Source organism: Streptomyces sp. NPDC005262 (assembly GCF_042872425.1).
GTDB lineage: Bacteria > Actinomycetota > Actinomycetes > Streptomycetales > Streptomycetaceae > Streptomyces.
This window is the reverse complement of sequence record NZ_JBIAKK010000002.1, coordinates 1000576-1015562: the sequence shown is the minus strand read 5'-3', so window position 1 is coordinate 1015562 and position 14987 is coordinate 1000576. Positions and strand designations below refer to the sequence as shown.

Below are 14987 nucleotides of genomic sequence, written 5' to 3'. Positions count from 1 at the left end.
CAGCATGAGATCAGTGACCGCGTGGCAGCGGTCGCTGGTGACGAAGGGGAGGCGGAGGCATGAACGAGACCGTGGTGACACTGGTGGGCAACGCGGCGACCGGGGTGGAGTTCCGGGAGACCGCGACTGGCGGCATGGCGCGATTCCGCTTCGCTGTGACGGCCCGCCGTTGGGACCGGGAGAAGCAGTTCTGGACGGACGGGCACACCAGCTTCTACACCGTGTGGGCGTGGCGCACGCTGGCCTCGAATCTCGCGGGCTCGGTCGCTGTGGGAGAACCACTGGTCGTGCACGGTCGGTTGAAGGTGCGTGAGGAGGAACGGGACGGGCAGCGCCGGACGTTCGTGGACATCGAGGCGCTGGCGGTCGGACACGATCTGACACGGGGGACGGCGGCGTTCCGGCGGGTGGTGCGGGGTGATCCGACGCTGACGGCCGGGTCGGACAGGCGGGGCGGTCCGGTGGAGGAAGGGGGAGAGGAGAAGACCGACGGGTTCGGGGGGCCGGTCGAGCGAGGGGAGCCCGTCGTGCGGTCCGCGAAGCGGGCGCAGGGGACCCAGGGGGCGCGGAGGGTGCAGAGCGAGCGAGGCGCGCGGCGTGGGGGGCGTGGACCGACGGTACGTCAGGAACAGATCCCGGAGCTGGCGTCGGCGCCGTGACCGTGCCTGTGCGTACCGGAGTTATCGACGATAACGATTTTGAGTCGGAATGGTTGTACGACGGTATGACGGGGGAATACGCATCGCCGCTTCCTTAGGATCTCCCAGTACTCACAGGGCACTTGAGTCGGCTGGCGGGACAAACCCCACACGCGCACCAAGCGCGAGGATCCCGCCCGGAGGGGACATCCGTGTTTTCTGCTTCTTCAGCGACCGCTTCAGCATCCAGTGCGGGGACGAATCCCCCACGGAGACCGGGCATATCCCGGCTGGCGGCATCAGCGCTGGCATCCGGGCTCGTCATAGCCGCCGCCCTCGTCGGCGCAGGCAGCGCGGCCGCCGACGAGGCGCCCCAGCACCAGGGCGGCGCGACTGCCGTCCTGGACGGGCTGAAGACCTACGACCGGGCCGTGCTCCACACGGACGGCAAGAAGCAGGAGCTGGCCGCCGGCCTCTTCGAGATGACCGTCGACGGTGGCGGCAAGCTCAAGACGTACTGCATCGACATTCACAACCCCACTCAGGACCAGGCGAAGTACCTGGAGACCCCCTGGGACCAGACGTCGCTCGGCGCCAACAAGAACGCGGGCAAGATCCGCTGGATCCTGGAGCACTCCTACCCGCAGATCGACGACCTCGCGGCGCTCGCCGAGCAGGCCGGTACCGGGCCGCTGACCGAGCAGACCGCGGCCGCGGGCACCCAGGTCGCCATCTGGCGCTACTCGGACAATGCCGATGTCGACGCCTCCGACCAGCAGGCCGAGAAGCTCGCCGACTGGCTGGGGGAGCACGCCGAGGACGTCGCCGAGCCCAAGGCGTCCCTCGCCCTGGACCCGGCAGCGGTCTCCGGTCTGTCCGGTGAGCGGCTCGGGCCGGTGACCGTCCACACCGACGCCGGCCAGGTCTCGGTGACCCCGCCCGCCGACTCCGCCAGTGGCGTCAAGGTCACCGACAAGAGCGGCAAGCCCGTCACCGCCGCCGTCAATGGCGCCGAGCTCTACTTCGACGTCCCGGCGGGTGCCGCCGACGGCACCGCCTCGCTGACCGTGCAGGCCACCACCTCGGTGCCGGTCGGCCGGGCCTTCGCCGGGGTGACCAAGAGCCAGACCCAGATCCTGGCCGGCTCCAGCGAGTCCACGGTCTCCGCGACCGCGACCGCGACGTGGGCCAAGAAGGGCGCAATCCCCGCGATCACCGCGAAGAAGAACTGCGCCAAGGGCGGCGTGGACGTCACCGCGAGCAACGAGGGCGACGAGGCGTTCACCTTCGAGCTGGCCGGTGCCGAGCACACCGTCGAGGCCGGACAGTCCGAGACGGTTACCGTCCCGGTCGCCGAGGACCAGGCGTACGACTTCACGATCACCGGTCCCGGCGGGTTCACCAAGACGTTCAAGGGCGTCCTGGACTGCAAGACCACCGGCAGCGGTACCGGCGGCCTCGACACCCAGACCGCCGACCAGCCCGCCCCGGCCACGGCCGGCGGAAGCTCGACGGGGACCGGGGGCGACCTCGCCGAGACCGGCAGCTCCAGCGCCACGCCGATCATCGCGGGCATCGCCATCGCACTCGTCGTCATCGGTGGCGGCGCGGTCTTTTTCCTCCGCAGGCGGAAGACGCCGTCCGCGGGGCAGTCGACCGAGGGATGAGTGGAACGTGACGCTTGAGTAGCGCATCGTCACGATGTGCTGCTGACAGCCCCGGTGCGCCCGCGCGTACCGGGGCTGTCGCGTAACGGAAGACACCCGAGCCGCATACCGACGACCGGACCGGTTCTCGTCGGGGGACGGACGTCAGGAACGATGGGGGTGTCACCGGCCTCCCGAACACGGAAAACAGCCCCTCAACTGCGGTGTAGCCCCGTGGGTCGGACCGTCGCGTGCGGCCCGGCCGTCCCCGGGCCGCCCTGGGCCTGTACCTCTCCGCGACCCGCACCGGGTTCCCGTGGCCCGCGTCACAGGGGCGGGGGCCGGATCCTGTCCGGCGGCCGGGTCGCGCCCGCGGACGATCCTGTCAGGCGGAGCCGCAGCGATCTGCATCCCGCTGGCCTGGCACGATGTCCTCGATGGCGCGGGCTCAAGGTTCGCTGTCACGGGACTGATCGCCCGTGCCGCCCTGATCAAGGGGCTCCGAGGTTCCCGTTTCCTTCCTGGGGTGGACGTCAGGCAAGATGGGGTGTTTCTCTCCGGGGGAGGGCGCGAGACAGCCCCTCACCAGCAGGTTTCCCGCCGATGAGGGGCCGTGTCAGGCAGCTTGGGCCGTCTCTGGGCCGTCATGGGCGTGACCGGCGGCCCGGTACATCGCGCTGATGGCTTTCCGGGTGCGGGTCTCGCTGCTTGGCATCAGGTGCGTGTACACGCGGAGCGTGAACCCGGGGTCGCTGTGCCCGAGGTAGAGGCTCAGCGCCTTGATGTTCTCGCCGGCGTCCAGCAGGACCGAGGCGTAGAAGTGTCGCAAGGCGTGCATGCCGTGAGCGTTGTGGGCTCCCATCCCGTCCACCTTCGCCCCAGGCAGAGCCGAGCAGTCGCGGCCCATGGCGTCAAGGTCGTTCAGTGGCGCGCTCCACCTTGACGCCCTGAACCACGACCGCTCCACAACGTGTGGGTCGAAGGCGGACGGGATGGGAGCAGGGGGTGGGTATCAATCTGCCGTTGGCGCTGGCAACGGCGATCTAACCACCAGCTTGGGCAGGTCGATCACTTTCACCAATCGCTCCGGATGCCCCCCAGGCTGACCGTATGCTGAATCGACAATGTTCAGCGTCATGGGGTGGGGAATGCAAGATAAAGCCAACGATTACGAGGATTTCGCTGAGCCGCTGCGCAATTATGCGCCAGCTCTGGAAAGTTTGATGCGGGAGCTACTGCTTTCGCAGGGAATTCAGATTCACTATGTGCGCTCCCGAGTGAAGGCCAAGGCCAGTACGATACGAAAGCTCGAAGATCCCGCCAAGAATTACACAGGAATTTCAGACCTAACCGATATGCTAGGAGTCCGGATTGTAACTTACTTCCCAGATGACGTGGACCGGGTCGCAGAAGTGATCAGGCGAGAATTTGAAATCGACGACGAGAATTCCATCGATAAGCGAGCCTTGCTCGATCCCGATCGTTTTGGCTATCTTTCCTTGCACTTTATTGCACAATTGAAGAGTCCGAGAATTGAGCTGGCAGAATATACCCGTTTCAAGGAGTTCATTTTTGAGGTTCAGGTTCGCTCAATCCTGCAACATGCGTGGGCAGAGATCGAACATGATCTAGGATATAAGAGCTCTTCCGCGCTACCTCCAGAGATCAAGCGGCGCTTTTCGCGCGTTGCGGGCATGTTGGAAGTCGCCGACAATGAATTTCAAGCGATCCGCGACGATTTGGCTGCACATCAACGGGGGATCGACCGCGCAGCTGGAAAAAATTGGGAAGGTATCGCTCTGGATGAAGCTTCCGTATATAGCCTCATGAGCAGAGACGCGCGCTTGCGCTCGGTGGACCGACATATCGCACGTGGTGTAGGTAGATCGATGACGAGGCCAGAGAGATCCTACGCGGCGTCTAGGCTCGCAGAGCTCAGAGCCCTAGGCTTTAGTACCGTATCTGATGTGAGGTCCGCGGTATTGGAGCGTCGCGGAGAGATCGAGGCATTTGCCATTGCCTGGATTTCGGATGAGACTACTGGGCAGCTCTGGGTTAAGGGGACCGATATCATAAACGCAGAGGCCTCTGAGAAGAGTTATGGCATGGATTCAGATTTCACCGCCCTTCCGGTAGGTGTTGGGCTTTTCTATTACTGGCTTCTTTTGTGCGCCACGGGCGAAGTTGACGACCCTCCATATCACGAGGAAGCAGTGAAATCTCTTACTCGCGTTTATAAGGGTTTGCCTAAGGCTAAAGCGTAGGGCTGGACCGTATGGGTCGGTAGGTTTAGCCCCGTGCGCGAATTTATCGTTGCGCGGAGGAAGCGCGCTCGTACCTGTACGGTGCCGGCGGTAAATGCTAGAGGAGGGGAGACGCATGTCTGATGCAGGTCCAGACGGGTTCACGCTCGAAGGGGTCGAGCATGAATGGAAGATTGGGAGGATGCCTGAGACCGAGCAGGACTGGATAACCGAATATCGACTTTTGCTCCAAAGCGATAGGTCCTCATTGCGTCTGTGGTCCGCCAGGCGGGATGAAATGCAGGCGCTAAGCCAACAAGTTGCGGCACTAACGGAGGAGAAGCTGCAACTTGCGAATGAGCAAAAGCAACCACAGTTTCATCTTGGTAAGCGCCCAGAGACACCCTCGGAAATCGATGCCGAGGTTCGCCTCCGTGAAACCGAGCGGCACTGGGAGGTTGAACTCGCCGACAGGAAGCATCGAGCAGATCTTGCCTACGATCAAACCGGGCTCATCCGACGCGCTGAGAGTGTTCGCGGTTGGGCCCTGGTCGCCGTGGTGTTCGCGATCGTCGCCTCTCCTTGGGTTGCCATGATCGCTGGCGTTGCCGCGAAGGATTTCAGCCTCTATATCACCCCGGTCACAGGCATCGCTGGGGCAATCATCGGTTACTGGTTCGGCCAAGGACAACAGAACCCGCTCCAGCCTCCGACGATCGCCAACTCTCCAATGACCACGCCTCGGACGCCGTCGCAGTAGAGAATCCTCAGCCGCCAACCCGCCCGTTTTTTGGCGCGACCGGCCGGAAGAGCCATTGGATGGTTGCCTGGTGCCGGACCTGCTCCGCTGACATCCAACGCTGACATCAACGACGAGGGACAGCGATGACAACCGACAACCGAGTGTGGCGCAAGTGATCACGGTAGATCGCACACGCACTGGGGCGAGATCGAATTCCTAAGGCGGGTGTCACCGCACCACGGAGTGCCCTCCCAGGGCCGTCTCGGGGCCGTGGAAGGGCGCTCAACGATGACCAACGCTGACAACTGCCGGCAGCTCAGCAGCAGGTCACAGCGTTGTTCGGTGACATGACCGCAGGCCGGGAACCCGGCGTGTCACTTTCGGCTACTGATCGCACCCAGAGGCGCTTGACGTCGCCCATTGAGACTCCACCGACCTCACGTACAGCGCCGATGGGGCGGGCACGAAAATGCTCAACGCGATTGCCCGCACTGCCTTAGCATGGCTTGCTTAGGCAGAGACTGAGGGGTGGGGAAACTCAATGGCTGCACGCCGCTCCATCGTATTTGGCGATTCCATCACCGGGATGCTGGTAGACGGAATCGATGACACGCCCTACGTCGCAGCCACCTTGCACCTTGAGGAAGCGACCGGCGTGCAGATAGAAGTGCCTTACATCGACATCCCTGGCACATCACAGTTCGACGGTACCGCACAATGGTTTAACGCCGAAAAGCCACCCAATAACTTGCTTTTGACTTCCCTTGACGGAGATATTTCACTATTTGAATGCGACTACTCTGGACATACCGTTAATTATCCCAGAGGAATTGGACTCGGTAAGGTGAGGCCGTCCAACCTGGTGCTCCACAGGAGGGATGGAGACTTCCACGAACCTCTTAAGGTCAAAGAAGTAAGATCACGCATCGATGGCCTGATTGAGTGGACGCGCTTTGGCGCGATTAAGCGAACCTTCGACACCGATGACAAGAGTCTCGTCAAAAAGGTCATCATTGAGGTGGCAAGCCTCGACGAGACTTCATGGCGCCAGGGCGCTGCAACTATGAGATTGGGCGGCGACTGGAACCTTGACCCTGACCGCAACAGTGTCACAGTCAGCGAAGTCGTTTCACTGACCAGCTCTTTCGAAGAGCCTCAATTGATTGAGGTCCACCTAGAGGAACACCGCAAGGTTTCCGCATTTTTGTCTTTCATCTTTGGGTGCGCCATCAATTTCCGGCGACATGACGTCAGGGACCCGCAATTCAGCGGAAAGACCCTCAGCGGCAGGGTTGTCGAGAATCCGTTCTATCAACTCATCAGCAGAAACACGGTTAAAGAACACGGAAATCCGGCACCCTCAAAGGGGAGACTGAACCGGCCACTGGCCGAATTTTCAAATGTGGACTCAAAAGGACTGGAGGAGTGGTCCAGAGAGTACGACAAGTGGGATCGTTTCATTCACCCTGCAGTCAGTGCGCTAAGTCGCCCCGGAGCGATTCTTGAGAACCTGGTAGTAAATGCAGCGATGAGCATGGAGGCGGCGGGTAGCTTGCTTGGGCAGGTGAGTGGGGAGGCTGCGACATGTAGGGCAAATGGGAAACCTACGACGGCTACGTACATGTACCGATGCCTCGTTCGGTCCGGATGGGACTGGTCGGGGATCTGCAAGTCGACTGCAGGTCTAGCGAGAGCAATTGCGAACAATTACAACACGATCAAGCACTTCGATCGTGGGCAATTTCCTGACCCGACAGAAACCTATCTCGTGAGTAACACCTCTGCGCTAATTGTGCGCATGCTTGCTATAAAGCTTGCCCGGCCAGACCAGAGCACTGCGGACCTGTTCGTCAAATACGTAACCGACTTTGAACACCTCAAGGAGGAGTTCAGGTTTAACGGGCTCATCGTTGACGACGCTGGCAACTTTGCGACCAGTTGAGACCCAACCCCTGACTCGCTACGGGCTCCATGACAGCCGGGAGAGCGCTCCTACTGAAGTGCGAGTACCTACAGGTGAGTAGGTATCTGCGGGCTGAAAGACCGTGCGGACTTCTCGTGATTCCGAAGATCAGAACACTCGTTCCGCAGCAATCCCTGCGTCGAGCCCGCAAGGGCTAGGTGGCCAGGTTTCAGACGCACGAGCGCTGCCCAGGATTGCAAGCATGAGTAGCTGGGGGGAACTGGCGGCCCAAACAGCCAGTGCGCTCATAGGGACGTTGGCCGGCGGCGCCATCACAGTGCGTGTCGCCCGCTGGCAAACGGCAAGAACCATCGAGGCCCAAGCCGAGCTCGCTGCATCTCAGGAAGCGGCCAACAGTGCATTGGTCCGACGACAGTGGATGCTGCAGCGTTCCGCCGAGGCTGCGCAACGGCTCTTGGAACAGCTCGCAGAGCTTTACGCGTGGCTACCATCGCTGCCAGACTTGTTGCTGGAGGAGCCTCAATTGAGCCTTCAGGCTCGAGAGCGTTGTGCGGCAGCCCTCGGTTCCGTCCGTCAAGGCATGCAAACTGACCTTCTCTCCGTGGGAGACGATCACGTTCGCGCCCGATACAGGACTCTGGTGAGGCTGTGCTTCGACGTCGGGTGGCGTGGCATCGGCCAAGACAACCGTGAGCGGCAGATTCGCGACGTGCGCGGGTACCTGCGCTACGTCCAGTTCACGCTTGAGGCTGTGATCGACGCCACCCCCTTGCCGGATGATTGTGAGGCGCCAGTCCTTGAGCGGAGTGACGAGGCGCCTTGGCTTCCGCCAGCGTTGCCATGGCATTGGCATGACCCGGCCGACGGTAGTTGAAGAGTGGCCGGCGGCGGCTCGCGTGCCAAATCCGTGCCAGAACGAGCGGTCAGTCACGGTCAATTGGGGTGTGAGGCGGCGCGGGCACGCGCCGACAGGCTTGGCCGCGCTGTACGGCTGTTGGCCAGCCAAGACTGTCCTGCGGTCGGCGCCAGGCTTACAAAGCAGATGTCGATGGTTCGGGCTGTCCGTGTCAGTCAGCGCGAGCGTCGTCCGAACGGCCGTGACCGGTCGTGAATGGCTCATGCGGACAGTCGGAGGGCGTGCACGCGATGTCGACGAGCGGTGAGCGGAGGAGGCGGACCCAACAGAGAAGCCCCAGAACCGGTCTGGGGCTTCTCTGTTGTTGGATGCGCGTTACCGCTAGCCGAAGGCTGCCGCCGGGAGCCGTGGGCCATCGTCTCCTTTACGGGAGGGAACCGGTGTCGGTAGGCGGCGGCCGCGGCTTGTTGCCACGCGGAGCACGTTGTGGAGGGCTTCAGTCAGGTCCGTCGCCAGGTGTCGTAGCTCTTCCTGTTCGGCCTCCTCGTCTCCGAGCACTTCGGAGGCGTGCTCCAGGAGCTCGGCTGCCAGGCCGAGTTGTACCGCCTCGGCGCTGTCGGCCAGGCGGGATAGGTGGCCGCTGTTGTCGTCGGTGCTCAGGAAGCAGGGCTTGCCCTCGGCGCCCGGCCACGGGAGGAGTCGCAATTCGTTGTGGGGTGTCATCCCTCTGTCCTCTTGTCTCCGCTCATCGTGTAGTGCGTGAAGAGCGCGTCGGCGCGGTCGCCGGGAAGCACCAGGCGCGCTGCCTCGACGACGCGTCCAGTGGTGTCGGTTGCCACGCGGGTGACTGCGAGTACGGGCATGGCTGAGCTGATGCGAAGGGTTGCCGCTTCTCTAGGGGTTGGGAAGCGGGCACTGACCCGTTCCTGTACCTCGGCCAGCGGGGGGTGCAGTTCCCTCAGCCTCACCAACACCCCCTCGCAGAGAGTCGACTCGCTTGGACCGTCGGCCGGCGTCAAGTCGCGGGGGACGTAGATCCGAGCCAGGCTGTGCGGTGACTTCCCCTCGTGGCTGAGGCAAAGGAATTCGGTCAGTGGGCTGCTCGCTGACACTCTCAAAAGAGCTGTCAGAACCCCTCGCGCCGGGAGATGCGTGGTGCGGACCGTCATGCGTAGAGCCGCATCCGTCACGGTCTGAGCGTCGGGCGTGCGACCACCGCCGACGTACGTGATTCTTTGGACGGGGTGACGGACGAAGTTCCCTTTGCCTTGAACCTTTTCGACGAGTCCTTCGCCTTGGAGCACGGCGAGGGCGCTCCGAAGTGTCGGCGTGCTGACTGCATAGCGGGCGGCGAGATGCGCCTCAGAAGGGAGGCGTTCGCCGGCCTTGATACGGCCGGTTGAGATCTGCGTGCGCAGGTCGTCGGCGATGACATGGCGGCGTGAAGCCACGGATTGAATCACCTCCTTCTCAGCATCCGAAGGGCGACGAATCGAGTCCGGGAGTGCATGGTCAGCAGCTCTCCCGACTCGAAACGAAGCCGTTTTGCCGCACCTGCAAGCTGGAGGAGGTCGGCCACGCGACACGGCTGACCTCCGATCTGGATCACATCGCCTCGCTGCACGCTGGTTGCGGTGATCTCGACGGTTGCGGCAAGTGCGCCACTGGGCGTCCATCTGCTCACCGGGACACCTCCCCTGAAGCGGAAGGGTGGCAGGGGCAGTCGCATGCTTCGTAGACCACGGGGATGCCGACCGGTGCCACGGCGGGGGAGGAATGCGCGCACTGGCGGTGCGTGCCAATTAGGCACGAGCTCGACCTGTAGGGAGTGGCTTTTGCCTTCGTCACGCATGGTCGCTTATGAGGAGGCATCAGTTCGCCTCCCTCGGTGCGAGCCAGGCTTGCGACAGGGGTGTGTGAGCTGCGGGCGTTTGTCGCTGCATCGCGCCTTCGCGGCTGGCTAGCACGTACGGGCGGACGAGCTGGTTCTCCTCGTCGGCGAAGATGTCCACTCCGTGCCGAAGCTGCCCCATGTGCAGGGTGGGGGCGTCGGCGAGGTCGAGCGGAACGGCCCGCGGGCAGAGAACAGTTAAGGCGCGGCGGTGCCGGCCCCTTGGGAAGTACCGCTCACTAGTGCGTGAGACGGCACCGCGGATACGGTTGAACACGCTGATCAGCTCCTATCGCTGATGGCCAGGTCCCCGGACATCGCCCGTCGCGGGGACCGCTTTGCGTACGGCGGCCCATAAGACGCGGCCGTCCACGTTGCTGGCGGAGAGGCCGAATCGGTCGGCCCTCGCCACTGCATCCAGGACCTCCCGCCATGAGTCGGCGGTGAAGTCGTCCGGCACCTCCGCTTCGATCGATGTGTGGTGTCGGTGCTGTTCAACACGTGTGGTGAGTCCGGCGGCGGACAACCGGGCGGCGATGTCTTCGACGCTCAGTTCGGAAGCGGGCACAGGTATCTCCGTCGCCGAGTGATCACGGTACGTGAAGCTAGTTAACTAGATTAGAGCTAGTGGACTAGATTTTCCATATGCCTGAGCAGCCGCCTTATCTCCGCATCGCGGACGTTCTCCGACGACGGGTCGCGGAGCATGAGTGGACGCCGGGGGACCGGCTGCCCTCACGTGCTCAGATCGGCCAGGAGTGTGGCGTCGGCGAGAACGTGGTCCGTCGGGCGCAGGAGCTGCTGATCTCGCAGGGAGTCCTGGAAGGCCGTGCGGGTTCCGGTACCTATGTCGCCGAACCTCGCCGGCGTGTCCGGGTGGTGCGTTCCTCGGCACGCGAGCAGCGTGACGATTCCCCGTTCCGTGCGGACATGCAGGCTGTGGGCAGGCACGGAGACTGGGAGAGCCGAACCGAGGCCAAGATTTCGGCACCGGCGGAGATCGCGGCGCGGCTCGGTCTCGCCGAAGGTGATCTGTGCGTCCGGACCGTGTACGAGTTCCTGGCCGACGGGATGCCAGTGCAGTTGTCGACGAGCTGGGAGCCGTACGACCTCACCGCCGGCACGCTCGTCGTTCTCCCCGAGGGAGGGCCGCACGCGGGGGCGGGTGTCGTGAACCGTATGGCTGCGATCGGCATCACGGTCAGCCACGCTGTCGAGCAACCGGAGCCGCGGCAGGCGACTACCGACGAGGCCTCGCTTCTCGGCATTCAGAAGGCCGCTCTTGTCACCCACATCAGGCGGACGTACTACAGCGACCAGGGCCGACCCGTGGAGACCGCGGACATTGTCGTGCCCGCCGCCCTGTGCGAGATCGTTTACGAGATTCCCACCGGGCGATAGCGGGGTAGCTGAGGCGGTGCAGGCCTCAGTTCTGTAGGTGCGGCCAGCCGTCCTTGTTGGAGAAGGTCTCGAAGCAGTACCGGGTTGAGCGGTCCCACTCCTGGCCCGTGGCCAGCTCGTATGCCTTGTCCGGCACGTAGAGCAGCCACTCGGCGTCGTACTCGGTGGAGGTGTACGGGGCGAACTTGTCGACGTCGAAGAAGACGCTTTCCCAGACGGCTCGGCCTGCGGCGACCACGGCGCAACGCGTGTACAGGAAATGGTCGGCCGACTGAGGGAACGGTCTCCCGTCGCGATCCGTGAGGTCGGCGACCGGCAGGGCACCGAACTTTTCCTGGTCCAGACGGTAGAGAGCCTCGGCATGGCGTTCGGCGAAGCCCACGATGTCCGCGACCGAGCGAGAGCCCAGCTCTTCGGCGAGCCGCTGGCAGTTCGCCTCGCTGGCCTCACCGTTCAGGGTGCCTATGAGCGCCCAGAAGTCGACCCATGTCATTCTCACGGACGCAGGATGCCAGGTTGGGTACCGACCTTCCCGGCGGGCCGAGAAGTTGTCTGTCAAGGACGGTCTTGAGGCTCCTCCGCTCGGTGCGGCGCGCCGGGCACGACCACCCAGGTGCAGGCCAGACCACGAGTCGACGGCGTCCATCCAGTGATCGTTCCTGGGCCGCCCCTGGGCCGTGCGAGGGTGCTCGGCAGCGATCGACGGCGACAACCAGTGACAGGTCAGCCACGAGCGCGAATGTTGAAAGGGCAGGTCACAGGGCCCTGATGAGACGGGTTTCCATCCGGGGGTGGACGTCAGGCAAGATGGGGTGTATCTGCCCACACCTCTATTGCTGCCGGACGGTTTCTCTTGGCTGAGTTCATCTACACCATGCGCAAGACGCGCAAGGCGCACGGCGACAAGGTGATCCTCGATGACGTCACCCTGAACTTCCTGCCCGGCGCGAAGATCGGTGTCGTTGGCCCCAACGGCGCCGGTAAGTCCACGGTGCTGAAGATCATGGCGGGCCTGGAGCAGCCGTCCAACGGTGACGCGTTCCTGTCGCCCGGCTTCAGCGTCGGCATCCTCATGCAGGAGCCGCTGCTCGACGAGTCGAAGACCGTGCTGGAGAACGTCCAGGCCGGCGCCGCCGAGATCATGGGCAAGCTCACGCGCTTCAACGAAGTCGCCGAGCTCATGGCGACGGACTACTCGGACGCGCTGATGGAGGAGATGGGCAAGCTCCAGGAGGACCTGGACCACGCCAACGCGTGGGACCTGGACGCCCAGCTGGAGCAGGCCATGGACGCCCTGGGCTGCCCGCCCGGCGACTGGCCGGTCGTCAACCTCTCCGGTGGCGAGAAGCGCCGTGTCGCGCTCTGCAAGCTGCTGATCGAGGCCCCGGACCTGCTCCTCCTCGACGAGCCCACCAACCACCTCGACGCCGAGTCGGTGAACTGGCTGGAGCAGCACCTCTCGAAGTACGCGGGCGCCGTCGTCGCCGTCACGCACGACCGGTACTTCCTGAACAACGTCGCCGAGTGGATCCTCGAGCTGGACCGCGGCCGCGCGCTCCCGTACGAGGGCAACTACTCCACGTACCTCGACAAGAAGGCCGCCCGCCTCAAGGTCGAGGGCCGCAAGGACGAGAAGCGCGCCAAGCGGCTCAAGGAAGAGCTGGAGTGGGTCCGCTCCAACGCCAAGGGCCGGCAGACCAAGTCCAAGGCACGTCTCGCCCGGTACGAGGAGATGGCGGCCGAGGCGGACAAGATGCGGAAGCTGGACTTCGAGGAGATCCAGATTCCGCCGGGCCCGCGGCTCGGTTCCATCGTCGTCGAGGTCAACAACCTCTCGAAGGCCTTCGGCGACAAGGTCCTCATCGACGACCTGTCGTTCACGCTGCCGCGTAACGGCATCGTCGGCGTCATCGGTCCGAACGGTGCGGGCAAGACCACGCTGTTCAAGATGATCCAGGGCCTGGAGACGCCGGACTCCGGCGCCATCAAGGTCGGCGAGACCGTCAAGATCTCCTACGTCGACCAGAGCCGCGCCAACATCGACCCCAAGAAGACCCTCTGGGCGGTCGTGTCGGACGAGCTCGACTACATCAACGTCGGCCAGGTCGAGATGCCGTCGCGGGCGTACGTCTCCGCATTCGGCTTCAAGGGCCCGGACCAGCAGAAGCCGGCCGGTGTCCTCTCCGGCGGTGAGCGCAACCGTCTCAACCTGGCGCTGACGCTCAAGGAGGGCGGCAACCTGCTGCTCCTCGACGAGCCCACCAACGACCTCGACGTCGAGACCCTGTCCTCGCTGGAGAACGCACTCCTGGAGTTCCCGGGCGCCGCAGTGGTCATCTCCCACGACCGCTGGTTCCTGGACCGCGTCGCCACGCACATCCTGGCGTACGAGGGCGAGTCCAAGTGGTACTGGTTCGAGGGCAACTTCGAGTCGTACGAGAAGAACAAGGTCGAGCGTCTCGGCGCGGACGCGGCCCGCCCGCACCGCGCCACGTACAAGAAGCTCACGCGAGGCTGATCGTCTTGGCTCGTCACATCTACAGCTGCCCGCTGCGCTGGTCGGACATGGATGCCTTCGGTCACGTCAACAACGTGGTCTTCCTCCGCTACCTGGAGGAGGCGCGCATCGACTTCATGTTCCGGCTGGCGCCCGGGGACGGCTCGCCGTCCTTCGCGGGCGGGTCCGTCGTGGCCCGGCACGAGATCGACTACGTGCGCCCGCTGGTCCACCGGCACGCGCCGGTGACCGTCGAGTCGTGGGTCACGAAGATAGGTGCCGCGTCACTGACGATCTGCTACGAGATCAAGGACCCGGACCAGGTGTACGTGCGGGCCTCGACCGTCGTCGTGCCGTACAACCTGGCCGAGGAGCGGCCGCGGCGGATCTCCGCGGAGGAGAAGCACTTCCTCCAGGAGTTCCTGGCCGAGGAGCCCGCCGCCGCATGACGGTTCCCGTGCAGGTGTTGGAGTTCGTGGACGCGAGGGAGGCGGCGGATCTTGCCGCCTTCCTCGGCCGGCTGCTCCACTACGACCGGGCAGCCGCCGTCCGGCTGCAGGCGGGCGGCGGCGCGCTGGCCGTGTTCGGCAGGCCGCCGTCGTTCGAGGTCCTCGCCATCCGGACGGCGCGGCTGCGCGGTACGCACGAGTTCGACATCACCGTGTCGGCCGGTGAACTCCTCGAATCGCTCGACATCGATGGCGGCACCCGCGAGGCACCCGGTGCGGGCTCTCTGCCCGCGCCCGTCACCGGGCCGCCGTGGACCGGGGTGCTCCCGCCGCGCGGCGGCTGGCACGAGCAGCCGGGACTGCCCGACCCCGTCTCCCTGCGCGTCGAGCTGAGCGCCGCGGTGGCGGAGTTCCGCTCCCGGGACGAGGCGCTGCCCGCGGACCGCCGCACCAGGGCGGAACGGGATCTGATCGGCCGCGAGATCTGGTCGCGCACCGTCGGGAACACGGAACTCCCGCTGCGCGCCGTCCACGCCGCCCAGTCCCTCGGCTTCCTCCGCCCGGCCCCGGACTTCCCGGTCGCCCTGCTTGCCTCAGGCCCCTGGCTGCGGCTGCGCACCCCATTCGGCTCGATCGCGCTGCGCGGTGCGGCCGGCGGCCTCGGCGATCTCGGGGTGTCGGTCGGCGTTCGCTGACGTCG

The 14987-nt window shown here is 64.4% G+C and carries 13 protein-coding genes and 2 pseudogenes; 10 read left to right on the top strand and 5 right to left on the bottom strand.

The genetic code is table 11. The features are described from left to right. Positions 1-59 precede the first annotated feature (59 nt). Positions 60-434: pseudogene (locus ACFYP5_RS09720) on the top strand (single-stranded DNA-binding protein); the annotation flags it as partial. Positions 435-850: 416 nt separating this feature from the next. Further along, positions 851-2305 carry an LAETG motif-containing sortase-dependent surface protein gene (locus tag ACFYP5_RS09715; protein ID WP_389032756.1) on the top strand — a complete coding sequence of 485 codons (1455 nt, stop codon included), beginning with the start codon at positions 851-853 and terminating at the stop codon, positions 2303-2305. A gap of 595 nt (positions 2306-2900) precedes the next feature. On the opposite strand, the pseudogene ACFYP5_RS09710 reads toward ACFYP5_RS09715, so the two are convergent. After that, positions 2901-3128 (bottom strand): annotated as a pseudogene (locus tag ACFYP5_RS09710) (tyrosine-type recombinase/integrase); the annotation flags it as partial. A gap of 280 nt (positions 3129-3408) precedes the next feature. Between ACFYP5_RS09710 and ACFYP5_RS09705 the strand changes: the two are divergent. The 4 genes from ACFYP5_RS09705 (at position 3409) to ACFYP5_RS09690 (ending at position 8067) form a co-directional block, all read left to right on the top strand. Further along, positions 3409-4548: a GTP pyrophosphokinase family protein gene (locus ACFYP5_RS09705; RefSeq protein ID WP_389032753.1), complete on the top strand. Its 1140-nt coding sequence runs from the start codon at positions 3409-3411 to the stop codon at positions 4546-4548. A gap of 115 nt (positions 4549-4663) precedes the next feature. Next, entirely contained in the window at positions 4664-5287 is a 624-nt protein-coding gene (locus ACFYP5_RS09700; protein ID WP_389032750.1) for a hypothetical protein, read from the top strand. Between the two features lie 523 nt (positions 5288-5810). Further along, positions 5811-7211: a hypothetical protein gene (locus ACFYP5_RS09695; protein ID WP_389032747.1), complete on the top strand. Its 1401-nt coding sequence runs from the start codon at positions 5811-5813 to the stop codon at positions 7209-7211. 223 nt (positions 7212-7434) lie between these two features. Further along, entirely contained in the window at positions 7435-8067 is a 633-nt protein-coding gene (locus ACFYP5_RS09690) for a hypothetical protein (protein WP_389032746.1), read from the top strand. A 363-nt stretch (positions 8068-8430) separates the two neighbouring features. On the opposite strand, the gene ACFYP5_RS09685 is transcribed toward ACFYP5_RS09690, so the two are convergent. From ACFYP5_RS09685 to ACFYP5_RS09675, 3 genes are all read right to left on the bottom strand, one after another. Further along, positions 8431-8772 carry a hypothetical protein gene (locus ACFYP5_RS09685; protein WP_389032743.1) on the bottom strand — a complete coding sequence of 114 codons (342 nt, stop codon included), beginning with the start codon at positions 8770-8772 and terminating at the stop codon, positions 8431-8433. Then, on the bottom strand, positions 8769-9500 hold the full coding sequence (locus tag ACFYP5_RS09680; RefSeq protein ID WP_389032741.1) for a GntR family transcriptional regulator: 732 nt from the start codon (positions 9498-9500) through the stop codon (positions 8769-8771). Before ACFYP5_RS09680 ends, ACFYP5_RS09685 begins: the two co-directional genes overlap by 4 nt. A 729-nt stretch (positions 9501-10229) precedes the next feature. Further along, complete coding sequence (locus tag ACFYP5_RS09675) at positions 10230-10508, bottom strand: hypothetical protein (RefSeq protein ID WP_389032738.1); 279 nt, start codon at positions 10506-10508, stop codon at positions 10230-10232. A gap of 77 nt (positions 10509-10585) precedes the next feature. On the opposite strand from ACFYP5_RS09675, the gene ACFYP5_RS09670 reads away from it, so the two are divergent. Then, the gene (locus ACFYP5_RS09670) at positions 10586-11341 is read left to right on the top strand and encodes a GntR family transcriptional regulator (RefSeq protein ID WP_389032735.1); all 756 of its coding nucleotides are present in this window, start codon (positions 10586-10588) and stop codon (positions 11339-11341) included. Between the two features lie 25 nt (positions 11342-11366). Here the strand turns inward: ACFYP5_RS09670 and ACFYP5_RS09665 are convergent, their stop codons facing one another. Next, entirely contained in the window at positions 11367-11834 is a 468-nt protein-coding gene (locus ACFYP5_RS09665) for a DUF4240 domain-containing protein (RefSeq protein ID WP_389033010.1), read from the bottom strand. Between the two features lie 360 nt (positions 11835-12194). Between ACFYP5_RS09665 and ettA the strand changes: the two genes are divergently transcribed. Genes ettA through ACFYP5_RS09650 form a run of 3 tightly spaced genes read left to right on the top strand, consistent with a single transcriptional unit; the run spans position 12195 to position 14982 of the window. After that, positions 12195-13859 carry an energy-dependent translational throttle protein EttA gene (gene ettA, locus ACFYP5_RS09660; protein WP_078852947.1) on the top strand — a complete coding sequence of 555 codons (1665 nt, stop codon included), beginning with the start codon at positions 12195-12197 and terminating at the stop codon, positions 13857-13859. A 5-nt stretch (positions 13860-13864) separates the two neighbouring features. Continuing rightward, entirely contained in the window at positions 13865-14287 is a 423-nt protein-coding gene (locus ACFYP5_RS09655; RefSeq protein WP_030921448.1) for a thioesterase family protein, read from the top strand. Beyond that, positions 14284-14982 carry a hypothetical protein gene (locus tag ACFYP5_RS09650; protein WP_389032732.1) on the top strand — a complete coding sequence of 233 codons (699 nt, stop codon included), beginning with the start codon at positions 14284-14286 and terminating at the stop codon, positions 14980-14982. The genes ACFYP5_RS09655 and ACFYP5_RS09650 overlap by 4 nt, the downstream gene beginning before the upstream one ends. The last annotated feature ends 5 nt before the right edge of the window (positions 14983-14987 follow it).